Below are 24,620 nucleotides of genomic sequence, written 5' to 3' on the forward strand. Positions count from 1 at the left end.
GATCAGGGCCGGTCGCTCTGGTGGGCGTCGGCGAGATCTTTCGTGGTCTTCTGAAGGCGGTCGGTGATGTCGTGCAGTTCGGCGATGAGCTGACGGCGATGCTCCTCGTCCTGGAGCCCGGAGATCGACGCGATGGTGGTGTGGATGGGGGCCACCTCGGCCCGCAGGTCCTGGCCCTTGTCGGTGAGGGTCACCGTCACCACACGCTCGTCGTCGCGGCCGCGTGTCCTGGTCACGAGTCCGGCCTGCTCGAGTCGCCGGACGAGGGGGGATAGCGTGCCGGAGTCCAGGCGCATCACCGCCCCCAGCGACCCGATCGTCTGCTCGCCGTCGAGCCAGAGTGCGGCGAGCACCAGATACTGCGGATACGTCAGACCCCAGGGGGCGAGCAGCGTCCGGTATGCCTGCGTGGTGGCACGCGCGGCGGAGTACAGGGAGAAGCAGAGCATCTCATCGGTCATCGGCACCAAGATAGCATTGCACGGCATTCAATTGTGCACAACTCGAATGGGCGCGAGGAGGGCGCGACCGATCCGACCGGGCGCGCCCTCCTGGGTTCAGCTGAGCGCCTTGGCCTTGATGGCTTCGTACTCCCCGGCCGTGATGGTGCCGGAATCGAGGAGTGCCCTCGCCTTGGCGATCTCGTCGCTCGGGCTCGTGCCGGCGACCTGCTGGATGTAGGCGTCAGCGGCGCTGCGAACGTTCGCGGCCTCCGCATCGCTCCGCTCGGCCATGCCGGAGCCCCGAGCGATCAGATACACCAGCACCGTGAGGAACGGGACGAAGATCAGGAAGACGATCCACACTGCCTTCCACCAGCCGTTGAGCTGCCGGTCGCGGAAGAGATCTCCGACGATCGCGAACAGCGCGAACAGGTACGAGATGAAGACGAACGCCAGCAGGAACCACCAGATGATGTCCCAGAACGATCCCCAAAAACCCATGTGTACTCCTTCTTAAACCGGCCCGCCCGGTGGCGGCCCCGTCGGACGATACTCGGCCCGCGCCAGCACGCGCACCGATTCCCGGTGGAGTTCACCAGGGTGAGCCGATCGTGCGATCACTCGATCCCCGCATGCCCCCGCAGTACGCTTCAGACGACCGGAGGACGGAGAAGCGGATGACCGCGACGAGAAGACCGCCATGGCTGTTCAGCACGGTCGAGGGGTACCGCCGGGAGTGGGTGGTCCGTGACGTCGTCGCGGGTCTGTCCGCTGGTGCCGTCGTGATCCCGCAGGGGATGGCCTACGCGACGATCGCCAATCTTCCGGTGCAGGTCGGGCTCTACACGTGCATCCTGCCGATGCTGGTCTACGCGTTCCTCGGTGGAAGCCGCGCCATGAGCGTGTCGACGACCTCGACGATCGCGACCCTCACCGCGACGACCCTGGTGTCCGCGGGAGTCGCCGCGGGATCGGACGATGCGATCGGCTCTCTGATGATGCTCACGCTGCTCGTGGGAGTGATCCTGTTGATCGCCAGACTCTGTCGCCTCGGCTCGCTCGTGGAGAACATCAGCGGAGCCACTGTTCTCGGCTTGAAGATCGGTGTCGGCGCGACGGTCGCCGTCGGACAGCTGCCGAAGCTGCTGGGCGAGAGCTACAACTTCTCCGGTCATGGATTCCTCAAGTCGCTCGGCGCAGTGGCACAGGCCTTCGACAGCGTGAACTGGCCGACGGTCGCGCTGTCTGCCGGCTCGATCCTCGTGATCGTCGTGCTCAAGCGGTTCGCCCCGCGTGTACCGGGCGCACTCGTCGTGGTGGTCGCCGGGATCCTCCTGGTCGCCCTCGCTGGTCTGGATCGCTACGGCGTCGACCTCATCGCCGCGGTGCCGAGCGGGCTCCCCGTTCCGGGCGTGCCCGACTTCTCGCAGGCGGTCGTCCTCGTGCCCGGCGCCGTCGCTATCGCCGTGATGGCGTTCTTGGAGTCCGCGGCCGTCGCCCGCAGCCTGCGGGCGGCGAGCGAACCTCAGATCGACAGCGACCAGGAGCTGTTCGCGACCGGCGCGGCGAACACGGTCGGCGCATTCTTCGGCACGATGCCAGCCGCGGGAGGCTTCTCGCAGAGCGCGGTCAATCAGAGTGCGGGGGCGCGCTCCCAGGCGGCGACCCTGGTCACCGTGGTGCTCGCCGTGCTGGTCGCGCTCTTCCTGGGACCCGTTCTCAGCCTGCTCCCCGAGGCGACGCTGGCCGCGATGGTGTTCGTGGCCGTCGCCGGGCTCATCAACATCCCCGAGCTCGTGCGGTGGGCGCGGATCAGTCCGGTGGATTTCTGGATCGCGCTCGCGGTCGCGATCCTCGGGCTCACCGCCGGCCTTCTCCCGGCCGTGGCGGTCGGTGTGGTCGTGACCTTGATCCTGGTGCTCCGCGAGCTCAATGTGCCGAAGGTAGCGGTCGACGCTCGCATCGGTGACGCTCTGGGGCTCCGTCTCGAACGGGGGCTCTACACGGCGAACGCGATGGCCAACGAGAAGCAGATCCTCGCCCTGGTCGAGGCGGAGGAGCAGCCGGTCCGCGTGCTCGTGCTGGGTCTGAAGCAGCAGGAGGTGATGACGATCACCGTCCTCGACGCGCTGGAGAACCTCGACGGAGAGCTCGCTCAGCTCGGCATCGTGCTGCACATCGCCGCGCTTCCCGAGCGGGCAGCCGCTGTCGCTCGCCGCACACCCTGGTTCCTCGGACTGGAATCGCACGGTCGCGTGCACGCAGCTGTGAGCGACGGCGTCGCGGCAGCGGCTCGGGAAGCCGGCAGACGGAGCTGAGGGAGAGATGCATGAGTGACGATGCCGGGCTGAGCTGGCGATGGTCGCGGTTCGGCCTGGGTCTGCTGTTCGCCGCGCCGGCGATGCTCGTCGCCCCCTTCCATCCGACGCTCGGTGTCGCGCTCGGGATCGGCGTGATACCCGCCGCCGCCTTCGGTCTCCCCCCACGCAGGAGAGCCCGCGCCATAATCCCCGTCGTCGGCACGCTCAGCGCCCTCGGCCTGCTTCTCGGGGCGCTGCTGGCGGAGTGGCCTGTGGTCGCCGTGCTCGCCGTGCTCGGGCTCGCGATCGTCGCGAGTCTCAACGCCCCACGAGGTCGGCTCGGGCAGTTGATCCTCATTCTGGTGCTGCCGATGACCGGGATCGGGCTGAGCTTCTCCTGGTCCTCGGTCACAGGGGGATTCGCCGCCTGCATCGTCGCCGGCTCGGTGTATGCCTGGATGGTTTCCCTGCTCTGGCCCGAGCGTGAAGAGCGGGCGCGTGCCGCCAGTCCTGTACCTCGGGGGCGAGCCCTCCTGGTCTACGGGATCCTCCTCGGCATGGCTGCGGCGCTCGCCGCCACCATCGGCTTCGTTCTCGATCTCGAGCACGTGGGGTGGGCGACGGGCGCGGTGCTCCTCGTCATGCGTCCGGTCAGGGGGCAGCTGATCTCGCGCAGCATCGGGCGCGCGGCATCGGTGCTCATCGGAGCGTTCGCGGCCGCGGGCCTGGCTGTCCTGGCTCCGGGAGGTCTCGTCACCGGGCTCGTGGTCGGGGCTGTCATCGGATCGACATGTGCCATCCAGGAGAGCCGGTGGTACGTCGTCCCCGGCTTCACCACGTTCCTCGCCCTGACCCTCATCATGTCCACCTCGCCGGAGCCTCCGGGGGCTCGATTCGCGGAACGCGCGGTGGAGACGCTTCTCGGGGTGGGGCTCGCTCTGCTGTTCGGGGCCGTGCTGCCCTCGGTGGTCGGCTTCGTCCGGGTGAGAAGCTCGGTCGCCCGATGAGGGTTCTGGACGAAAGTTGCTTGATGTGCGCGCTCCCATGGTGGGATACTTCGAGAAGGGGAGGATGTAGTATCTAACATTTCACCGGGGGCTCTTGATGGTCGAAGAACAGCCAGACGTCGATTCAGCGTGGATCCCTCCGCTTCCTGCAGGCCCCGGTGACATCCCCAGAGCCCGACTGCTGTCACGACTCTCCGCCGCGTTGGACGAGCCCTGGACACTCACCGTCCTGTCGGCCCCCGCGGGGTCGGGCAAGACACGGCTGCTCACCCAGTGGGCGCATTCGATTACCTCCTCGGACGACGATCGATCGCGTGTGGTGTGGCTCTCGCTCCAGCGCTGGCATCGGGACCTCGACCCCCTGCAGTCTGCTCTTCGGAGCATCGAAGACCCCTCGCTGCGCGAGGCACTCGACCGCCTCACCGGGCCGTGGTCGACGGAGAGGGCGCGAGATCTGGCCCGAGCCCTCCGCGCCGCGGGCCGTCGGGTAGTCGTGATCATCGACGATGTGCACCTCATCGAGACCGGGTCACTCGCCGAGATGCTGTCGGCGTTCCTGAGCGCAGTGCCGGGTACCGCCCACGTCGTGGTCTCCGGACGCGGAACCCGGCGTCTGCCTCTTGCGCGTCGACGTATCGCCGGCATGGCACTGGAACTCGGAAGCCGTGACCTGGCATTCACGCCGGCGGAGGTGCGAGCGTTCTTCCGCGCGAGGGGGATGCGCCTTTCGCAGGGCGAGATCACCACCGTGCTGTTGCGTACCGAGGGGTGGGCCACGGGACTCCGGCTGCTGGAGCTGGCGGCGCTGCATGATTCGTTCGCCACGGTCCTCCCGCTGCGCGGTGACTCTCCGACGGTGACCGACTACTTCGCCGAGGAGGTCTTCGCCGATCTCGACGAAAGCCTCAGTGAGTTCCTCGTGCTCACCTCGGTGCCCGAGTCGTTCACGCCGGCTCTAGCCTCGCAGTTGACAGGAGGAATGCCGGCCGAACCGCTGATCGAACAGCTCATGCGACTCAACGTGCTGATCAGTCGTAGCGGTCAAGAACCGGTCTGGTATCACTACCATCCGCTGTTGCGGGAGTTCCTCTTTGCCCGTCTGAAGGACAGAGGAGAGGCGGCCGTCGAGGAGCTCGAGAGCGTGACAGCGGAGTGGTTCGCGGCCGAGCAGGAGCACGAGCGCGCCATGTTCCACGCCGCGCGGAGCGGCGACGACTGCGCGACCTCACGGATCCTCCGTCGCAGTGGGATGCAGCTGATCCTCATGGGTTATGCGGCTGAGGTGGTCGCAGCGATCGCGCGTCTTCCTCGACCTGTGCTCGCGGAGCCTGCCATGCGGATGCTGACGGCGTCCGCCGAGCTCACACAGGGAGACGCGGCCCGCGCTGCGGCGCTGCTCGAGTCGGACTCGGACCTTGAGGATTCCGTTGCGGTCCGTCAATGGCGAAAGGGCCTGGAGCTGCACACAGCCGTGCGTCGCGGGGGCCTCTCGGAAACGCTCGACCGGCTGGAGCCGGGTCTCTACGAGGTGTCGGGGGAGTCGCAGCTCGACACTTATGTATTCCTGCAGGCTGCCATGGCAGAGCTGTATACGGGGGCGTTGAACGATGCCGACCGGTTCGCCCGGCTCGCGGGGGACCACGCTCACGCCGCGGGCACTGCCGCGGCGGAGCTGCAGGCGGCCGCGATCCTGAACACAGCCGATCTCTTCCGAGGTCAGATGCGAGAAGTGCTGCGTTCCGGCGCGCTGCTGGATGAGCGCTGGCGCGCGCTCGGCATGCCTGCGGACTCCTTCTACGAGGTCACGCGGGTGTGGCGGTACTGGGTGCCTTTCGAACAGATGCTTGTCGCCGATGTGGATCAGACGCTGCGCGCGGCGACCGGGATCATCGAGTCCGGAACGGAGCCGGCGATCGCACGGGGTCTGCGAGGCCTGATCGCCCTGCTGAACGTCGATGGCGCCATCGACGCGCACGCGGCGGCTCTCGCTCTCCTCGAGAACCTCGCACCGCGCGACGACATGCCGCTGCCTGTGCACTGGTATGCGATGACGAGCACTTTCGCGATCCGCGCCTTCAACGTGCTCGGAGAGTACGCCCTCAGAGACCGCTTCATCCACGACGTCGGAGACGCTCTCGGCGAGGTCGGCGAGGTGGCCGTGCTCCGCGCGATCGCCGCGCTGCACGATCAGGCGTTCGAGCCGGCGCGGGCCGCTCTCGCTCCGGTGCTGGAAGGGGTGGCGCCGTGCCTTCTCCCTGCGTCGATGATCGACGCCTGGCTGGTCGCTGCCTGTATCGAAGTGCAGGCCGGCTGTCCCGATCAGGCGCAGGTGTCGCTGTCGTTCGCGCTCGCCCTGGCCGAACCGGAGGAGCACATCCGACGATTTGCCGACGCCGGGCCGGTCGTCGCGCGCCTTCTCGCCGCGCGCGCGACTCCGGGATCACGCGGTCGCTTCGCGGATCGCGTCCGCGAACGTCTCACCGCAGCAGGAGTGCTCATCGAGGAGGAGTTCACCCGTCGCGAACGCATCGTGCTCACGGCGTTGAGTCGCAACGCGACACTCCGGGAGATCGCGGAGCAGGAGTTCATCTCCCCGAACACGGTAAAGACGCACGTGCGCAACATCTACCGCAAGCTGGGCGTCTCCGACCGGGACAGCGTGACGGCGGCTGCGCACGCTCTCGGGATCGAGTAGCGCACGCAGCCGCCGCGGGGAGAGCGACTCAGTCGCGTGCCATGGCTGCTGCCAGATGTGCTTCGAGGTCGAGGTAGGCGTCGTCGGCGATGTCGAACACGACCTTAGCGATCTCGCCCCCGGTGAAGTCGAAACCGTACCCGTACAGCGACGACACGGGATCGGCGCTGTCTCGACCGATCGTCAGGCCCTCGCCGCACAAGGAGAAGTGACCGAGCACCGTGCGGATCTGCTTCTCACCGACGACCTCGTCGTCGATGTAGAGCTTCACCGGTCCGACCCCTTCGCGGTGTTCGCCCATGCCTTCCTTCGTGAACTCCACGCCGATGATGTGCTTCCCGGAGGTGGGAACGGGCGCGGACACCCGGTCCTCCGGGGGGATGCCGAGGAAGTTGTACACGTAGTGCACCTGCCCGTCCTTCACGACGAGGGCGTGACCGCCGAAGCGCGAGCCGTGCGCGAAGATGACTCCTTCGGTGTCGGGCGTGAACTCGACCTCGGCGGCGATCTTGTAGGAGACCCCGTGCACGTTCGCAGCCGACCGCTCCGGGACTTCGCTTGTACCGGGGTAGTAGATGAACTGCCCGGAGGGGGGCGCGGGCTGGTGGAACTCCATAGTCATGAAGGTCTCGAAGTCCTTCGCGTTTCCGATGATCTGCAGATCGTTCAGCGGCAGCACGTCGTTGGCCTTCGCCTCGGTCATCCAGAGCGCCTTGAGCTCCTCGAGCTTGTCCGGGTGCTCGGCGGCGAGGTTGTTCGCCTCGGCCCGGTCGGTGTCGGTGTGGTAGAGCTCCCACTCGTCGTTCTCGAAGTCGCCCTTGCCGCTGACCGGACCGTGCACCGTGACGGCCTTCCACCCTTCGTGCCAGATGCCGCGCTGGCCGAACATCTCGTAGTACTGGGTCTTCTTCTCGGTCGCCCCGTCGGGGGCGGCATCGAACGAGTACGCCATCGAGACTCCCGAGAGCGGGGTCTGCTCGACGCCGTTGTAGGTCTCGGGGAACGTCACGCCGCACGCCTCGAGGATCGTGGGCACGATGTCGGTCGAGTGGTGGTACTGATGGCGCACCTCTCCCCGTGACTTGATCCCGGCGGGCCAGTGAATCACCAGCGGGTCGCACACGCCGCCCTGATAGGTGTACCGCTTGAACATCTTGTATGGAGTCGAGAACGCCGCCGCCCACCCGGTGGGGTAGTGGTTGTAGGTCTCCGGCGAGCCGAGCTTGTCGACCATGCGGAGGTTCTCCGCCTCGTCGTCCGGGTATCCGCCGAAGATCTTGCCCTCGTTGACCGAGCCGTTGGGGCTGCCCTCGCCGGACGCCCCGTTGTCGGCGCAGTAGATGATGAGGGTGTTCTCCAGCTGCCCCGATTCCTCCAGGTAGTCGACGATGCGGCCCACCTGGGAGTCGGTGTATTCACTGAAACCCGCGTAGACCTCGGCCATCCGCGAGAACATGGCCCTCTCCTCGGCGTTCAGCGTGTCCCACGGGCGCACCTCGTCGCTCGGGGTGAACGTCCCCTCCGGCATGGGGTTCAGCGCGGTGAGGTCGGTGTCGGAGGGGAGGATTCCCTTCTCGATCATCCGGGCGAGCACCCATTCGCGATAGGCCTCGTAGCCGTCGTCGAACTGCCCCTTGTACTTGTCGATGTACTCCTGCGGGGCGTGGTGCGGAGCATGGTTCGCGTCGGGGCAGAACCACAGGTACCAGGGCTTCTCCGGCTCGGTCTGCTTGACGTCGCGGATCATCGTGAGGGCCTGGTCGGCGAGGTCCTTCGAGAGGTGGTACCCGTCTTCCGGCAGGTACGGCTGGTCGATGTAGTGGTTGTCCTCAGCCAGCGAGGGGTACCAGTTGTTGGTCTCTCCGCCGATGAACCCGTAGAAGCGGTCATACCCCTGAGCGAGCGGCCAGTGCTTCTTCGACGCACCGGCAGTCCACTCGTCGATCGGCACATTGTGGTTCTTCCCCACCCAGAAGGTCGACCAGCCGGCGTCACGGAGCACGTGCGCCATGGTCGCGTTCGAATCGGGGATGTGGGAGTTGTAGCCGGGGAAGCCCGTCGAGGACTCGGAGATCGTCGCGAAGCCGTTGAGGTGGTGGTTGCGTCCGGTCAGGAACGTCGACCGGGTGGGGGAGCACAGCGCCGTCGTGTGCCACTGGGAGTAGGTGAGGCCGTTCTGAGCGAGACGGTCCATCGTCGGCATGTTGATCCGTCCGCCGTACGGCGACCACGCCGCCATACCCGTGTCGTCGTACAGGACGACCAGCACGTTCGGAGCGCCGCTCGGCGGGGTCGGCGGTCGGAAGGCGTCCCAGTCAGGAACGGAATCGCGAACGTCGAGTTCGATCTTGCCTTGGAATTCGCGAGCCATCGTGGGTCTCCTTCATCTCGGTGGAACGATGCGGCTCCCCGCCGCGTTCAACGTACTGCGATGCGAGTCGTGGGGTCATCAGAGTCGGGTGCGCTTCATCCGGGTGAACTCTGCGCGTCCCCGTGTGGACTTCAGATCAGTGCGGCGATCGCCTTCTCGAGTTGGAGGGCGCCGATCACGAGAAGCAGCGCCGCGTTGAGCACGTGTGTGTTGCCGGCGATCCAGGAGCGCATGCGGTCGAGCACGGGCTGGGCGCGCGCACCACGGACGAGGACGAAGAACACCGGCAGAGCGATCGGCAGGGTGCCGAGCACGACGAACGCGGCGGCGACAGCGGTTGCGGCACCGGGCGCGACGCCGGACTGCGTGATGTCCAGCGCGGCGAGGATGGCGCATGACGCATCCACGGGGTTGAGCACGAACAGACCGAGGCCGAGCAGGAAGGTGCGCCCCGGCCGGAACGACTCGACGGAATGCAGCCAGCCGGGCAGCTGGGGAGAAGCGTCCACCACGTCGCGAGGAGTAGCGGCTGTCGCCATCTGCTCGATACGGGCACGCCCCTTCCGGTAGACCCAGACAGCCGCCGACACGAGGAAGCCACCGATCAGCAGGCGGACCACCGGCACCCACAGGGGCGGCTCGTTGTGCTCGTGCACCGCGAGCATCGGGAAGAGCCAGAGACCGAGTGTCATGATGCCTGCGAGGCCTAGGAACCAGCCGAGCAGATAGGCGATCCCGTTCGTCCTCGCGTTGCGGGACAGCAGCACGGCGACGAGGGCCATGATGGCGAGGGGGCTGAGCACGACGCCGAGGGCGACGGGCACGAGGTCCAGGATCAACTCGCCCACGTCATCCCTCCTCCCACAACCCCGCTGCCGTGCCTCAGAAGCTGCCGATGCCCTTGCCGATCATCGAGATGCCGATGACCAGCAGCAGAACCGCCATGATGACGGCATTCTCCGCCGCCAGCCAACCGCGGAGAGCATCCAGGGGCGCTCGGAGCCGATCGGCGGCGACGAGGTAGCCGATGACCGGGACGAGCACCGTCGAGGCGGCGATGACCGTGTACACGGCGATCACCACGACGATCGACCCCACGGGAAGCGCCGCGCCACCGATGTCCGTGCCGGCGCCGGCGGCCATGATGAGGTTCTTGGGATTCACCGCCGACAGCAGGAAGCCGAGCCCGAACGCGAACGGGAAGGTGATCGTGTCGATCGCCTTCATCCACTTCGGCAGTGCGGCTTCCTCGCCCGGCCGGGGGCGTTTGCGCCACTGCCCGAAAGCCAGCAGGAAGAGCAGAGCCCCCAGAACGAGCTGCACCGCGCCGCGGATCGGATGCGACGCGTCGCTGTCATCTTCCGGCAGGAGCGAGGACACCAGCGTGAAGACCGTCACCGCGACGACGATCCCCAGCACCCAGCCGAAGAGGAAGCCGACGCTGGTCACCCTCGCCTTGGGCGAGAGCAGCATGAGGATTGCGGCGATGATCGGAATCGGACTGATCGCCACGCCGAGCGCGAGCGGGAGGATGTCTCCGATGACGCTACCCATCAGGGGCCTTTCTCGAGGGGAGCTCGTCCTGCTTCCGGAGCGGCGAGCATCGCGATCGCCTCGCGGTTGGTCGCGTAGACGTGTTCCGAAGCCAGGAGATCGAGGGCCTTCAGCCGGTGCACGGTGTTGGGGCGCACTCGGCTGAAGGACAGGGAGACGGAGCGGTCGGCGAGCCATTCCTTGAGGGAGGCGAACGATTCGGCGCCGGTGACATCGACGTCGGTCACCGCCTCCATATCGACCACCAGGTGACGGACCTCGTTCTCTCCGGCGGCGCGGACGGCGGTCTTCACCGCAGAGGAGAACACCGCCCCGTTCGCGAAGAACAGGGGCGCGGCGAGTCGGACGACCACGATCCCCGGAGCGGTCATGGTCCCGGCCGGCGCATCCTCCAGGAGGGACTCACCCGGGTCGCCGGTGGACTCGAGGACGTCGATGGCCGGATTGGCCGCGCGCTTGGCCAGGTTTATCAGCGCGAGGACGAATGCGACGAGGATCCCGGGGATCGAACCGATGAACAGGGTGACCAGGAAGCAGGTCGCGCCGATCAGGAACTCGAACCGGTCTTTGCGCCACAGATCGATGAACTCGCGGATGCCGAGCAGGGGGATGATCGCGACGCCGACGATCGCTCCGATCGCCGGGGAGGGAATATCGGCCAGCAGCGCGGTGCCGAACAGCAGCAGCAGGAGCGTGCCGGCAGCGAGGATCAGCGCGGGGAACTGCGTACGAGAACCCGCCTGATCCATGGCGGCGGTGCGGGACGTCGATGAGCCGACGGAGAAGCTGCCCTGAGCGCCTGCGGCGATGTTCGCCGCGCCGAACGCCAGGAGATCGCGGTTCGCGTGGAACGGGTAGCCGTGCTTCTCGGAATACGACCTCGACACCAGAAGCCCCTCGGCCGTGGTGACCAGTGTCAGCGCGATCGCCGATGGGACCAGCATGAGCCACAGCGACCAGTCGATCACGGGCCACGTGAGCACGGGCGCACCGGCGGGGACCTCACCCAGGACGTCGACTCCTCGCTGGTCGAGCCCGGTCAGGACCACGACGACGGTCGTCGCCACCAGGACGATCAGAGCCCACGGTACGGCACGGAGGAACCTGCGGCCGAGCAGCAGCACGGCGACGGAGCAGACCGAGATCAGCACCGCCCACCCGTTGAGCGTCGGGAGCCCGCCGATCAGATCAGCGACCTTCCCGGTGAAGTCCTTCCCGGAGTCGATGCTGACGCCGAGCATCTTCGCGAGCTGGCTCACCATGATGTCGAGGGCGAGACCGCCGACGAAGCCGACGAGGATCGGCTTGGAGAGGAAGTTGGCGAGGAACCCGAGCTTGAAGACCGCGAGCAACGCGAACATGATGCCGCAGATGATGGCCTGGGCGAGCGCGAGCGTCGCGTAGTCCGCGCTTCCGGCGGCCGCGAGCCCGCCGATCGAGGAGGCGACGAGTGCTGCGGCTGCGGCATCGGGTGAGGCGACCAGCTGCCGTGAGGACACCACGAGGGCGTAGACGACCGTGGGGACGATGAGTGCGTACAGCCCGGCGGTGGGCGGCAGGCCCGCGATCTGCGCGTACCCGATGTTGAGGGGGATGGCGATCGCGAGCAGAGTGACGCCAGCGGTCAGCTCGGTGACGAAGTTGCGTCTGGTCAGTCCTGCGAGTGGACGTTGCACATCGCCTCCATCCGCCGGCGCCCCTGGTCGAGCGCTCCCGCGTCCACGATCCCACCGGAGGGGCCGCCGGACCACGGATCGACCGCAACTCACCCCTGGTGATTTACAGCCGGAGCGTCCTGCGCCGCCCGCTCAGCGGCGACGAGGTATACGCCGCCGTCGGCCTCGCCGTGTCGCCGCCGGGGCGGGCTCCGGCTCCGGTGTCGGCGGGACCGCGGTGCGGTCGCCCGAGAGCCACCGCACCCAGAGCGTGTCGGGATCGCCCTCGAAGACGAGCGTGCGTGCGAGGAGCGTGAGCGGGATCGAGAGGATCGCACCGAGCGGGCCGATGATGAAGGTCCAGAAGATCACGGAGAAGAAGCTCAGGGTCAAGCTGAGATCGACGGCGTCGCTGACGAACTTCGGCTGCACGAGAACCTGGAGCACCACGTTCACGACGCAGTAGACCGCGACCACACCGATGAGCAGAGGCCACCCTCCGACGACGAAGGCCAGGATCGCGGGCGGGACGAGCCCGAGCACGAAGCCGATGTTCGGGATGAAGTTCGTGACGAACGCGAGGATCGCCCAGACCACGGGTGCGGGGACGCCCATCCACCACAGCGCGAGACCGTCGATGACAGCGACGATCGCGCCGAAAGTCGCGTTGACGATGTAGTAGCGGCGCACACCGGTGTTGAGCCGAGTGATCCGGGCGATGACCGCGGCCTTGGATGCCCCGAACACCGACGGAGCGTCCCGATAGCGGGCCGCGTCGACCGCCATGAAGATGATGTAGGCGCAGACGAAGAACAGTGCGGTCGCGACGCCGATCACAGTCCCGCCGATGCTGCGTGCGAGTCCCAGAAGCGTCGTCGGATCGAGGACCGAAGCCGCGGCGTCCGACGCCTCCTCGTCCAGGCCGAGGGACTGCAGCCACCCGACGAGATCATCGACGGTCTTCGCCAGTCCGCCTTCCGAGACGAGGTCGGCGATGAGCCGCGCGAACTGCGTGCCGGCCAGCCAGAGCAGAGCGCCCATGACCAGGAGGATCAGGTAGGCGACGACGATCACCGCGGTCGTGCTGCCCCACTGCGGCCACCCGCGCCGTTCGAGCGGTCGACGCAGAAGATCGCAGATCACCACGATCACGATCGCGAGCGCGACGGGTCCGAGGAGATCGCGCGCGAAGTAGACGCCGGCGAGGGTCACTGCGCTCGCCGCGAGAAGGAGCAGCACCCGCAGACTGGGGGAGATCCGGTCGGGGGAGCGCTCCGGCGCAGGCGAGGTGGTCACGCCGAAAGCGTAGTCGACGGGTCAGAAGGGCTCGGGAGCGACCAGCGGCGGCACGTCCTGATGTCCCGAGACGACGGCTCGCAGACCCGCCGCTTCCAATGCCGCTGCCACGTCGTGGATCGTCGCTGACACCACGGACGTGCCATGGAGCGGGTGATGCCAGATGCGGAGCGCGAGCATCCACCGGGCCGGGGAGACCGATGTGAAGATCACGCCCGGATGTTCGCGGGTGTGCACTCCTTCGACCTCGCTCGCGGCGCGGGAGATGATCGACACGACGTCATGAGCATCGATCCCGTCCGCCCGTTCGACCCGGATGTCGAGGGTGCTGCACCGCGCACCGTGGCGAGAGTCGTTGACCAGGACCCCGGTGAGGAGGGCGGCGTTCGGTACGTGCACGGTCCGACCGTCGACGGTCGAGAGGATGACCGACCGGCCGTTGAGCTCCTGCACGACTCCTCGCAGCTTGCCGTCGGGCCCTTCGACCTCTATCTCCTCGCCGATCTTCACGGACTGGCGGGATTGGATCAGCACCCCGGCCGCGAAGTTGTCCGCGACGCCGCGGAGCACGAGGACCAGAACGACGACCGCGATCGCGGTCATCGCCAGGAGCGGTTGGACATTCGCGCCGAGGAAGGCCAGCCCGACCCCGATCCCGATCAGCAGCAGCGAGTACTGGGCGAACCGTGCCGCCAGCTGGGCGACGGAGTCCGAGATACCCGGTGCGCGCTTCGTGATCTTGAGCACGCCCTTGCGTGCGAAACGGGAGAGCAGCCAACCGACGAGGACCGAGAGCACCGCGAGCACGATCTGCCACGGCGAGAGGCCGTCCGGGAAGAGCGCGTCCAGACTCACGGGCGGCGACCGCTCGCTCGCAGGTTCATCCGCAACATCCGACCAGCATGCGACGCGCGCGCTCGCCGCGGGTCGGCCACTCATCCCTCGGGGGTGATGCCCTGGGGTGGCGGCGCCATCGCCCCAGGGGGGTGAAGGGCGCTCGCTCAGGCAGGAGCAGAGCCCCAGACTGAGCACATGTCGTCGTCGCCCCCATCACCGGACCTCCTCACGGCAGCCCGATCGAAGGGAGCCATGCGGGAACGGTCTCGAGAGGCCATCGGCCTTCAGATCTCGATCTGCGCCTTCATCATCGCCGCTCTCGTCGCCCTCGTGGTGTTCCGACTGCAGGGGGCGCCCATCTCCGGGCCGGATTCCGTCGGGCAGTTCGCGGCGCTCGCGTCCGCTGTCACGGCGACCGTGGTCTTCGTCTTAGGACGCGTGATCGCCTCCGATCCTGCACGACGGAAGCGCCTCGGTGCGCTCGACGTCGTCGACATCGCTGCCTTCGCCTTCGCCCACGCAGTGATCGCCTTGCTCGGATGGACACTCGCAGCCGTCGTCATCGAAGCGGCGTTCAGCGGAGCGGTGGTCTTCCCGGTCCCGGTGCTCATGCTCACCGGGGCGGCGGCAGGACTCTCGGCATACGTGACGTACTACTCGTCGACGCATCTCGATCTCCAGATGCTCGCGACGGTGCTCGCGGTGTTCCTGATCCTCGGGATCCTGGCGAGCATGCTGACCGCGAGTGATCCGCAATGGTGGCAGGAGAACCTCAGCGCGCTCGGCATGACGGATGATCTGTCGGCCCGAGCGTTCAACCTGACTCTGATCGTCGCAGGCGTGCTGGTCACCACGCTGGCGAGGTACGCGACGAAGGAGGTTCCGACGACGCATCCGCGCGGGGTGATCGCGGTTCGGACCTGCCTCGTCGTCGTCGGGGTCTTCCTCGCGTTGGTCGGTGTGTTCCCCGTGGACGAACACTTCGCCCTCCACACCGGGGTGGCGTCGGGAATGGTCGTGGCGTTCGCCGTGGCCGTCGTCGGACTCCGGCGGTGGGTGCCGGGAGTCTCGCGGACCTTCCTCATGCTGGGGTACGTCTTCCTGCTCGTCATCGTGGTGCTGTCGGTCTTCTTCGCCATCGGCTACTACACGCTCACTGCGGTCGAGCTGGTGGCCGGCACCCTCGTGTTCACCTGGATCATCCTGTTCATCCGCACGGCGGACGCGCTCAGACGCGACGCGGCCACCGAAGCCGCCGGGTAAAGATCACCCGGAGGATGGCCTTGAAGGGGTGTTCGAGACGCCACTAGCTTGGTGCCATGTCGCACCCCGTACGTTCGTCGAGACCGGGACCAACGGTGCGATTCCGGCCGCCCGCACCCCAGCCGGGCGCCATCCACCGTGCACGGGTGAGCGCAGCGGTGGAGGAAGCCGCAGCCCATCACCCGCTGACCGTGGTCAGCGCCCCGAGCGGTTTCGGCAAGACGACCGCGGTCGCCGATTGGGCATGCCGCCTCGACCATGTCGCATGGCTCGGGCTCAGCACGTTCGACTCCGATCCCGCCAGGCTGGCTCAGGGGGTCGTTAACGCGCTCGTCGAAGCCGCTGAGCGCTCGGGTCTCGACCTCGACCTCGACCGGGACCTGGAGGATCCCTATCGCGCCTATCAGGAGATCTGCCGAGTCCTCGAGGAGTCGGGGGAACGCGTGCATCTCGTCGTCGACGATGCGCATCGCGCAGGGGAGGCGTGGCGCGAAGGTCTGCTGGGGATGCTGGCAGAGCAGGCTCCGGACACTCTCAGCGTGGTGCTGGTGGGGACGACGCTTCTCGAGGTGACGCTTTCCCGGCACCGGGTGACACATCCCGGTTCGTTCGTCGGTGCGGAGACACTCAGCTTCACCGGGGACGAGGTGCAGCAACTCCTCGACCAGGAACCGGACGGCCTCTCGTGCGCGACGATCATGGAGGAGACCAGAGGCTGGCCTATCGCCGTCAGACTGATGATGATCGGCGGAGCCAAGCCGGACAGCCGCGCACAGAGCGCTTCGAGCTTCCTCGGCGGTTACGTGAGAGAGCACGTGCTGGGTGCACTCCCGGTCGAGGTCTCGAACTTCGTCCTCGAGGCCAGCATCTGCGGTGAGCTGACTCCCGAGCTCGCTGCAGCGGTCACCGGTCGTGCCGATGCTCCGGCGATGCTGGAGACGTGCGTGCGACTCGGTCTCTTCCTCGACAGGTTCGAGGGTCCGCACGGTGTCGTGTACCGATGGCACGCGTCCTTCGCACGGCGGTGCGCGGAGATTCTGGCCGGTGATGCGGAGCGCGCTGCCGCATGTCATCGTCGCGCGGCGTCCGCACTCGAGGCGACCGATCCGACAGCGTCCATCGCGCATTCGCTCCACGCCTCGGACTTCTTCGGTGCCAGAGAGACGCTGCTCCGGCACTGGGTGGGGCTCGTGGTCGGTGCCCGCGCCGACGAGGTCGAACGCACGGCGATGGAGATGCTGCATCGGGTGCCCGACGACGCGCAGGTGCTTCTGGTGCGTGCGTGCGCCAGCGACGTGCTCGGCGATCATCGCGTGGCGAGGGAGCTGTTCCGTCGGGCGGAGGCGACGGTGGCGACACCGGGCGGTGTCGACGAGCCCGCCGTCCTGCAGATCGCGCGGCTCTTCATCGCCGACGAGCGTGCGGCGGTGGCGGATGCGAGCGCGAAGGTGCGGCAGATGCTGCTCGAAGCGGATTCCACGGATCTCGGGGACCGAGCCGCGCTCAACTATCTCCTCGGATGGACGGAGATCCGTCATCGCGGTAACCCGGCAGTCCCTCTCGAGTACTTCTCCGCCGCGGCCCGGGAGGCGCAGAATTCAGGGGATCGCGAACTCGCGAAGCGATCACTCGGGCACCTCGCCTTCGGACAGACCTGGGCCGGCCGATTCGTCGAGGCACGGCGAACGCTCCGCACCGTCGAGCGCGCCGATGATGTCGGACTTCCGTGGAGCACGTATGCGGGAGGCAGCGCGGCCGTGGCAGCGGGATACGTCTCGTACTGGGCGGGGGAGCTCGACGACGCGATCCGCGAGTTCGGCGTCGTCGTCCACAACGCCGGCTCCGACCATTCCTTCACGAGTGTGGCTCGCATGATGATCGCCTACGCGGCTGCGGAGACCGGAGACGTCGCGGTCTGCCGCCGCGCGGCGATCGGTATCCAGGACATTCCGCTGGAGGTGGTGCACGGCATCTCGTGGCCGGCCTTCCGAGAGTCGTCGGTCGCTCTGCTCGAAGAAGCCGTCGGTCGACAGGACCGCGCGATGCGGATCGCCCGGAAATACATCCACTGCCCTGACCTGCCGGTCGTCAACGTCGCTCTGTCGGGTGTGCTCCGGCGCGCCGGCGAGTACGCCGCCGCACTGGAGATGCTGAGGTCACTGCGCGCTTTCGGCGACGTCTCCTACGTGAAGGCCTCGACCCTGCTCACGGCGGCATTGCTGCGACGTCGTGCGGGCCACCACGACGAGGCACATGAGCTGTGCGAGGCCGCTGTCGCCGTCGCCGCGGGGGAGGACATCCGTCTTCCGTTCGGTCCGCGCGACACGGCCGCGCGCAAACTGCTGGCCGAGCACGTGCACTTCGGGACGCAGTTCGAGGACTTCATCGGCAGATCACTGGCGAAGGACAACGCGGGTTCGCCGGTGGACGCTCTCTCCGAACGGGAGCGCGACGTCTTCCGGCAGTTGCAGACGGCGCGCACGCTGCAGGAGATCGCTCGTGAGCTCGCGGTGTCGATCAACACGGTGAAGACGCACCAGCGCGCGATCTACCGGAAGCTCGGAGTGTCGTCGCGTCGCGAGGCCGTGCGCACGACCGTCTGACCCACGCCATCCCTGAACGGAGTCACGGCCCGCGAAGGGCCGACGAGAGGACGGTGTTCGCGACCCTGGCAGGGATCTGCTGCGTCGTGAGGATCCGATCGATCCTGCAGTCCACGTCGCGGGCGAACCGCTCCACCCAGGCGAGTTCGACGAGGAACAGGGCGGCGAGAGCACCGATCGGGATCCTCGCGGCGAAGTGTCCTGCATCGTCCGCTCCGATGAGCCCCGGCGTTCCCAGGACCAGACCCGCGAGCGTGAAATCATCGCGATCCACCTCGACGAGGCGATGTTCGTCAGGACCGAGACGCCCGATGATCACGACGTCGAGCAGGCGGATGGCGCCGTTCTCCACCTGACGTAGGAGCGCCTCGAGGACGTGGGAGCCGAGGCGGTCGTCCTCGAGGCGGACGACGACGAACTCCACGTCGCCGAGCGCCCGGAGTCTCGTCAGATCGACCGCCTCAGCCACGACGTCAGCTCAACGCACGGGCCTTGATGGCCGAGAACTCGTCCGGGGTGATCGTGCCGGCGGCGAGCAGCTTGGACGCCTTGTCGATCTCATCGCTGGGGCTCGACCCGGCGACGCTGCGGATGTAGGAGTCCGCTGCGTGCTGCTGTTCGCGGTACGCCGACGCGCTCCGTTCGCCCATGCCCCTGCCGCGCGCGATCAGGTAGATGAGCGCCGTGAGGAACGGGACGAAGATCAGGAAGATGATCCAGACGGCTTTCCACCAGCCGTTGAGAGTGTGATCCCGGAACAGGTCGGCGACGATGTTGAAGAGCACCATCAGGTAGGAGACGAACACGAAGACCCAGAAGAACCACCAGATGATGTCCCAGAAGCTTTCCCAAATGGACACGTCGCACCTCTTTCGTTGAGTTGTTGCTTACGGCGATGGTGCCAGCGGTGACCGCGGAGCGAACGCACCGGTCACCCTGCACGGGCGACCCGGCGTCGGGCCGGCGCCGGAGCTCTCATCCTCCGCGGGTGAGAGCGCGGCGCTTTTCCGGGGAGGCGGTGCGAGCATCGAGTCGTTCACGGTCGGCGTGCGCGCCGTGAGAAGGGAATCTTCATGAATGACTTCCGATTCGGTCCGGCCGAGCTCTACCTCGTCGGGTTCGAGGGGTCGCGTCCGGATCCGGCGACTTTCCGTGCCTTGACCGATCTCGTCGACAGCGGAGTGGTGCGGCTGCTCGACTTCGTCGTGATCGCGAAATCGGAGACGGGGACGGTCGAGGTCGTCGAGCTCGAGGATGAGGACGGCTCGCTCGGTCTGGATGACTTCGAGCCGATCGCCGCGGGCTTGGCAGGCGAGGAGGACGTCGAGGCGCTGGCCGCGTCGCTCGCGCCGGGCCGGTCTGCGGCACTCGTGGTACTCGAGCTCACCTTCGCGCGCGCCCTTGCACAGAACCTCGCGGCGGCGGGGGGCGAGGTGCTGCGCACGGAGCGCGTCCCGGCGCCCGTGGTGAACGCGGTGATGGACATCCTCGACCAGGAAGGTGAATGACATGCCCTTGAGAAGATTCGGCCGGCCGGGGCTCATCGGCCTCGCGGCCAGGACCGCGGTGGTTGCGGGAACAGCGACAGCCATCGGCGGTGCGATGTCACGGCACCAGGAGCAGCGTGCACAGGGGGAGTACGAACAGCAGCAGTACGAGGCCGCGCAGCAGCAGGCACAGATCGACGCTGCCGCGCAGAACGCCGCCACGCAGTACTCCTCACCGCCGCCGGCAGCCCCCGCAGCGGGGAACGATCTGATCGCGAAGCTGCAGCAGCTCGCATCCCTGAAGGACTCCGGTGTGCTCTCGGAAGCCGAGTTTGCCGCAGCGAAGCAGAAGCTCCTGAGCTGACGACGAGATCGCCCGCCGCCGGAACGACAGCAGAGACGAGAGCGCGAATGAGCGAACTGGACGATCTACGGGCACGAGTCGCCCTGCTGGAGCAGGAGAACGCCGAGCTCGCGAAGCCACGACGCCGTCCGGTGGCCAGGAGCGTCGTCGCGGGAATCGTCCTGGCGGTGGCGGTGCTGTTGGCGCCGATCGCCGCCATGGGGACGTGGGCGCGTCTGCAGCTCGTGGACGCCGATCGCTTCGTCGCGACGTTCGCACCTCTCGCAGCCGACCCCGACGTTCAGGACTTCGTCGCCGATCAGGTCAGCTCCGCCATCCAGGAGCAGGTGGACTTCGACGCCGTCGTCGGCGACGTGTTCGACGGGCTCCGTGAGCTCGATCTGCCACCCCGAGCCTCGTCGGCGCTCTCCCTGTTGGAAGCGCCGGCGGCCAGCGGACTGACCTCCCTCGTCGACGGTGTCATCCATGACGTCGTCGCCTCCGACCAATTCGCCGACATCTGGGCTCAGTCGCTCCGTTTCACCCATGAGCGCGCTGTCGTGATCATGCAGAACAGCCCAGGCACCGCGTTGCAACTCGCAGATGACGGTGTGCTCTCGGTAGATCTCGGTCTCGTCGTCGACCGGGTCAAGGATGCCTTGAAAGAACGCGGCGTCGGATTCGCCGACCTCATCCCCGAGATCGACAGATCGATTCCGATCGCTCAGGCCGACGCGCTGGTGCTGGTGCGCACCCTGTACCAGGTGGCCGTCGCCGCCGGCTTCTGGTTGCCATGGGTCGTTCTCGGTCTCGTGGTCGTCGGCATCGCGGTGGCGCGCAACCGACTGCGGGCACTGTTCTGGACCAGTGCGGCGTTCGCTGCCGCATTCCTCCTCCTCGCAGGAGGAGTGGGCATCGGGCGCACGTTTTTCATCGGTGCCGTCAGCCCGTCGATCATGACCGCGGCGGCCGCGCAGTCGCTGTTCGATCAGGTGACGTCGCTGTTGAGCCCGACGATCGCCGCGCTGGCGATGGTCGGCGTGCTGATCGCTGTCTGGGCATGGGGTGCAGGCACGAGCCGTGCAGCCGTGGCCCTGCGGAGCGCACTCGACAGCGGGTTCTCCGCAACGCGCGGCACGTGGGAGCGTCGCGGATTCTCGACAGGTCGGCTCGGCCTCATGATCGAGCGGTTGCATGGACCCCTCCTGCTCGTGGGCATGGCGATCGCGGTGCTCGTCCTCGTCGTGACCAGACCGGTGACGTTCGGGACCGTGCTCGGCGTGACCGCCGGGCTCGTCGTCTTCGTGATCGTGATCGAGCTGCTCCGACGTCCGGAGCTTCCCTCCCCAGCGGTCGCGGGGGCGTCCGATGCCGACGGGACGAGTGCGGGCCGGAGCGACGTCGACACAGACACAGACACAGACACAGACGTGGAGGGTGGCGCCGCTGTGACGTCGCCGGCCTCGCATTCATGATCGAAGGAGCAGAGGATGTCGGAATTCAACGCGGACTTCGCCGGTCAGATCGAACTGGACGTGCGGGACTCGGTCCCGGACTGGTCACCGTACGAGCTGCGGAAGGCTCCCGATGGTGCACCGAACGTCCTCGTCGTGCTCTACGACGACACCGGACTCGCCTCCTGGTCGCCGTACGGTGGCCGCATCAGCATGCCCACGATGGACCGCCTTGCCCGAGACGGGCTCACGTACACGCAGTGGCACACGACGGCGCTGTGCTCCCCGACCCGATCGACCATGCTCACCGGTCGAAACCACCACGTGAACCGCGCCGGGGTCATCATGGAGGGCACCAACGGGTTCCCCGGATTCGCGGGACGCCTGCCGGGGGAGTGCGCGACGATCGGCCAGATCCTGCAGCAGAACGGCTACTCGACCTTCTGGGTGGGCAAGGACCACAACGTCCCGGAAGAGGACAACGCCCCCGGCGGGGACCGATCGATGTGGCCCCTGCAGCTCGGCTTCGACCGGTTCTACGGATTCCTGGGGGGAGAGACCAACAACTGGTACCCGGACCTGGTCGAGGACAACCACTTCATCGAGGCGCCGGCCACGCCGGAACAGGGCTACCACCTGTCGAAGGACCTCGCCGACCAGGCCCTGAAGATGATCCGCAATCAGCAGGCTTCGAATCCTTCCAAGCCCTGGTACCTCTGGTTCTGTCCTGGCGCGAACCACGCGCCGCACCATGCACCAGAGGAGTACATCGCCAAGTACAAGGGCCGGTTCGACGACGGCTACGACGCCTACCGGGAGTGGGTGCTCGATCGCATGATCGAGAAGGGAGTGCTGCCGGAGGTCACGGCGATGACACCGCTCAACCCGCTTCCCGACGAGGTGGCGAACCCCGCGGATCGCGTGCGCCCCTGGGACGAGCTCAACGACGACGAGAAGAGGCTGTTCGCCCGCTTCGCAGAGGTGTTCGCCGGATTCTCCGAGTACACGGATACGCAGGTGGGTCGCATCATCGACTACCTGGAGGAGACGGATCAGCTCGACAACACGCTGGTCTTCTACTGCGCCGACAACGGAGCTTCGGGGGAGGGATCTCCGGACGGCTCGGTGAATGAGAACAAGTTCTTCAACGGGTATCCCGACGACCTCGCGGAGAACCTCGCGATGATCGACCGCCTCGGATCCGCAGACACCTACAACCACTATCCGACCGGGTGGGCCGCCGCGTTCTCGACGCCGTTCCAGATGTTCAAGCGTTACTCGCAGTATGCAGGGGGAACGTGCGACCCGATGGTCATCCACTGGCCGAAGGGGATCAGCGCGAAGGGGGAGCTGCGTCATCAATACCACCACTCGGTCGATGTCGTCGCCACCGTGCTCGACGTGATCGGGATCGAGATGCCGGAGACATTCCGAGGTGTGCAGCAACATCCGCTCGACGGAGTGTCGATGAAGTACAGCTTCGACGCCGATCCGGACGCGCCCACGCAGAAGCGGACTCAGTACTACTCCATGCTCGGAACACGCGGCATCTGGAAGGACGGCTGGAAGGCGTCCGCCGTCCACGCGCCGCTCAGCGGCAAGGGGCACTTCGACGACGACGTGTGGGAGCTGTATCACGTCGATTCGGACCGTTCCGAGTCGAAGGACCTCGCCGCCGAGCACCCCGAGAAGCTTCAGGAGCTCATCGCCGTGTGGTTCGACGAGGCGAAGGCGAACTTCGCGCTTCCCTTGGACGACCGCTCCGCTCGCGAACTGCTCAACGTCGAGCGCCCGCAGGCGGAACCGGCTCGAGAACGCTACGTGTACTACCCGGGGACCGATGCGGTGCCGGAGAGCGTCGCGGTCAACCTGCGCGGGCGGTCGTACAAGATCGTCGCCGACGTCGTGCTGGAAGAGGGAGCGGAAGGAGTGATCTTCGCGCACGGGTCGAGATTCGGCGGTCACACCCTCTTCATCAAGGACAACCGTCTCTCGTATGTCTACAACTTCCTCGGCATCCCCCCAGAGCAGACGTTCACCTCCGCGGAGCTCACGCCCGGACCGCACACGCTGGGCGTGGACTTCACCCGCGAGAGCGCCGGCGAGCACGGTGAGTCGGTGGGGACAGCCACGCTCTACGTGGATGATGAGGCGGTCGCCTCCGGGCCGATGCGCGCGCAGGTCGGCAAGTTCACCCTGTGCGGGGACGGGCTCTGCGTGGGATGGGACAGTGCGGATCCGGTGAGTCGGCAGTACCGCAATCCGTTCCCGTTCACGGGCGGCAGGTTGATGGGTGTCGGCGTCGACGTCAGCACCGAGCAGTACCGCGATCTCGAGCTCGAGGCAGCGGCCATGCTGTCTCGTGAGTGATCAGGGAGCCGCGGGGAACACCGTCGCCCAGTCGTCTTTCACACTGACCACCGTGTAGCCCTTGTCGTCGGCGCTCGCGAGGGCCTTCTCCGCGCCGGCGTCATAGGGGGTGTCACCGCGTGACGGGTCGTCGTGGTGGATCAGGATCGCGAATCCGGGGCGGGGCCCACACCGGGCGAAGTCCATCATCGCGGTGTCGCCGTTCGAGTTGCCGCCGACGAACAGCGGGCGCCTGCCGATGCGCGTCCAGATGCGGACGGGTTTCTCCGGACCGTCGTCGAAGAAGGCGAGGGAGGAGGAATACCGCACCGTCGCGTCCGCATCGTCCCATGTCAGGCCGAAGGCCGATCCGACCACGCGCTCCGGAGGGATACCGTAGTTCGCCTGCGTCATGGGACGCATGAAGTCGCGCTCGCCGCCGGAGACGATGTAGCAGGTGAAGCCGTGGTGCTCCAGGTATCGGAGCAGCTCGACCATGGGCTGATAGACCGTCTGGGAATAGGGGCGCTTCAATGTCGGGTGCTGAGCGGTGCGATAGAACTCGGCCACCGAACGCGCGTAGTCCTCGACGCTCATCCCGTGCGTGAGCCCGACGAGCGCCTGGATGATGATCGTCAGATCCGAGTCGTCGCCACCGTAGTGCTTGTCGATCGCCGTGCCCAGCCAGCCGTAATCGCCGCTCACGGCCGCGAGGTAGGGCTGGCGCTCGGCGAGCTCGGGTGTGCGCTCGGCGGCGGCTCGCCACTGCTCGACGACATAGTGCAGTTGGGTGATCATGGGCTTCTCGGGCCACAGCGTCCCGTCGTTGTCGAACACGGCGATCCGCTCCTCGACGGGGACTGCGTCCGGCCCCACGGTCACGGCGGCGACGAAATCCTCGATGTCCGTGCGGGTCGGAGTGTCGCGCCACGAAGGCAGGGAGGGGTGTCCGGTCATGTCAGA

Annotated in this window: 20 protein-coding genes; 9 read left to right on the forward strand and 11 right to left on the reverse strand. The window is 67.2% G+C overall.

The window, feature by feature from the left end; genetic code table 11:
- Positions 1–2: 2 nt before the first annotated feature.
- Both HDC31_RS06950 and HDC31_RS06955 read right to left on the reverse strand, forming a co-directional pair.
- Positions 3–461 (reverse strand): MarR family winged helix-turn-helix transcriptional regulator, encoded by a 459-nt coding sequence (locus tag HDC31_RS06950; RefSeq protein WP_227750928.1) that lies wholly within the window; start codon positions 459–461, stop codon positions 3–5.
- Positions 462–557: 96 nt separating this feature from the next.
- Complete coding sequence (locus HDC31_RS06955; protein WP_058631330.1) at positions 558–944, reverse strand: SHOCT domain-containing protein; 387 nt, start codon at positions 942–944, stop codon at positions 558–560.
- Between the two features lie 176 nt (positions 945–1,120).
- Here HDC31_RS06955 and HDC31_RS06960 point away from each other — a divergent pair, with 176 nt between their 5' ends.
- The 3 genes from HDC31_RS06960 (at position 1,121) to HDC31_RS06970 (ending at position 6,445) form a co-directional block, all read left to right on the forward strand.
- Entirely contained in the window at positions 1,121–2,761 is a 1,641-nt protein-coding gene (locus HDC31_RS06960; RefSeq protein WP_113681323.1) for a SulP family inorganic anion transporter, read from the forward strand.
- An 11-nt stretch (positions 2,762–2,772) separates the two neighbouring features.
- Positions 2,773–3,750, forward strand: coding sequence for an FUSC family protein (locus HDC31_RS06965; RefSeq protein ID WP_113681324.1), 978 nt, complete (start codon positions 2,773–2,775; stop codon positions 3,748–3,750).
- A 97-nt stretch (positions 3,751–3,847) separates the two neighbouring features.
- A complete protein-coding gene (locus HDC31_RS06970; protein WP_113681325.1) occupies positions 3,848–6,445 on the forward strand; it encodes a LuxR C-terminal-related transcriptional regulator in 2,598 nt (865 codons plus the stop codon).
- Positions 6,446–6,473: 28 nt separating this feature from the next.
- On the opposite strand, the gene HDC31_RS06975 is transcribed toward HDC31_RS06970, so the two are convergent.
- From HDC31_RS06975 to HDC31_RS07000, 6 genes are all read right to left on the reverse strand, one after another.
- Positions 6,474–8,816, reverse strand: a complete 2,343-nt coding sequence (locus HDC31_RS06975; protein ID WP_113681326.1) for an arylsulfatase — start codon at positions 8,814–8,816, stop codon at positions 6,474–6,476.
- A gap of 131 nt (positions 8,817–8,947) precedes the next feature.
- Complete coding sequence (locus tag HDC31_RS06980) at positions 8,948–9,664, reverse strand: GAP family protein (protein ID WP_113681327.1); 717 nt, start codon at positions 9,662–9,664, stop codon at positions 8,948–8,950.
- Between the two features lie 34 nt (positions 9,665–9,698).
- A complete protein-coding gene (locus tag HDC31_RS06985; protein WP_061015256.1) occupies positions 9,699–10,370 on the reverse strand; it encodes a GAP family protein in 672 nt (223 codons plus the stop codon).
- Positions 10,370–12,046, reverse strand: coding sequence for a SulP family inorganic anion transporter (locus HDC31_RS06990; protein ID WP_061015257.1), 1,677 nt, complete (start codon positions 12,044–12,046; stop codon positions 10,370–10,372). Before HDC31_RS06990 ends, HDC31_RS06985 begins: the two co-directional genes overlap by 1 nt.
- A 132-nt stretch (positions 12,047–12,178) precedes the next feature.
- Positions 12,179–13,321: an AI-2E family transporter gene (locus tag HDC31_RS06995; protein WP_308472269.1), complete on the reverse strand. Its 1,143-nt coding sequence runs from the start codon at positions 13,319–13,321 to the stop codon at positions 12,179–12,181.
- A gap of 21 nt (positions 13,322–13,342) precedes the next feature.
- A complete protein-coding gene (locus HDC31_RS07000; protein WP_179515937.1) occupies positions 13,343–14,176 on the reverse strand; it encodes a mechanosensitive ion channel family protein in 834 nt (277 codons plus the stop codon).
- Positions 14,177–14,410: 234 nt separating this feature from the next.
- On the opposite strand from HDC31_RS07000, the gene HDC31_RS07005 reads away from it, so the two are divergent.
- Together HDC31_RS07005 and HDC31_RS07010 are read left to right on the forward strand one after the other, a co-directional pair.
- Complete coding sequence (locus tag HDC31_RS07005; protein WP_181800737.1) at positions 14,411–15,421, forward strand: DUF998 domain-containing protein; 1,011 nt, start codon at positions 14,411–14,413, stop codon at positions 15,419–15,421.
- 146 nt (positions 15,422–15,567) lie between these two features.
- Complete coding sequence (locus HDC31_RS07010) at positions 15,568–18,024, forward strand: LuxR C-terminal-related transcriptional regulator (protein WP_113681329.1); 2,457 nt, start codon at positions 15,568–15,570, stop codon at positions 18,022–18,024.
- Between the two features lie 22 nt (positions 18,025–18,046).
- On the opposite strand, the gene HDC31_RS07015 is transcribed toward HDC31_RS07010, so the two are convergent.
- Together HDC31_RS07015 and HDC31_RS07020 are read right to left on the reverse strand one after the other, a co-directional pair.
- Positions 18,047–18,493, reverse strand: a complete 447-nt coding sequence (locus HDC31_RS07015; protein ID WP_113681330.1) for a DUF6325 family protein — start codon at positions 18,491–18,493, stop codon at positions 18,047–18,049.
- A 4-nt stretch (positions 18,494–18,497) separates the two neighbouring features.
- A complete protein-coding gene (locus tag HDC31_RS07020; protein WP_061015263.1) occupies positions 18,498–18,884 on the reverse strand; it encodes an SHOCT domain-containing protein in 387 nt (128 codons plus the stop codon).
- Between the two features lie 213 nt (positions 18,885–19,097).
- Between HDC31_RS07020 and HDC31_RS07025 the strand changes: the two genes are divergently transcribed.
- The 4 genes from HDC31_RS07025 to HDC31_RS07040 are packed head-to-tail and all read left to right on the forward strand — an operon-like array spanning position 19,098 to position 23,678.
- The gene (locus HDC31_RS07025; RefSeq protein WP_113681331.1) at positions 19,098–19,532 is read left to right on the forward strand and encodes a DUF6325 family protein; all 435 of its coding nucleotides are present in this window, start codon (positions 19,098–19,100) and stop codon (positions 19,530–19,532) included.
- 1 nt (position 19,533) lies between these two features.
- Entirely contained in the window at positions 19,534–19,875 is a 342-nt protein-coding gene (locus tag HDC31_RS07030) for an SHOCT domain-containing protein (RefSeq protein ID WP_113681332.1), read from the forward strand.
- A gap of 47 nt (positions 19,876–19,922) precedes the next feature.
- Complete coding sequence (locus HDC31_RS07035) at positions 19,923–21,329, forward strand: hypothetical protein (protein ID WP_257021975.1); 1,407 nt, start codon at positions 19,923–19,925, stop codon at positions 21,327–21,329.
- A gap of 15 nt (positions 21,330–21,344) precedes the next feature.
- Positions 21,345–23,678, forward strand: coding sequence for an arylsulfatase (locus HDC31_RS07040; RefSeq protein WP_113681333.1), 2,334 nt, complete (start codon positions 21,345–21,347; stop codon positions 23,676–23,678).
- On the opposite strand, the gene HDC31_RS07045 is transcribed toward HDC31_RS07040, so the two are convergent.
- Positions 23,679–24,614: an HAD family phosphatase gene (locus tag HDC31_RS07045; protein ID WP_113681334.1), complete on the reverse strand. Its 936-nt coding sequence runs from the start codon at positions 24,612–24,614 to the stop codon at positions 23,679–23,681.
- Positions 24,615–24,620 lie beyond the last annotated feature (6 nt).

Origin of the sequence: Microbacterium sp. JAI119 (genome assembly GCF_013410135.1) — a bacterium.
Lineage (GTDB): Bacteria > Actinomycetota > Actinomycetes > Actinomycetales > Microbacteriaceae > Microbacterium > Microbacterium oxydans.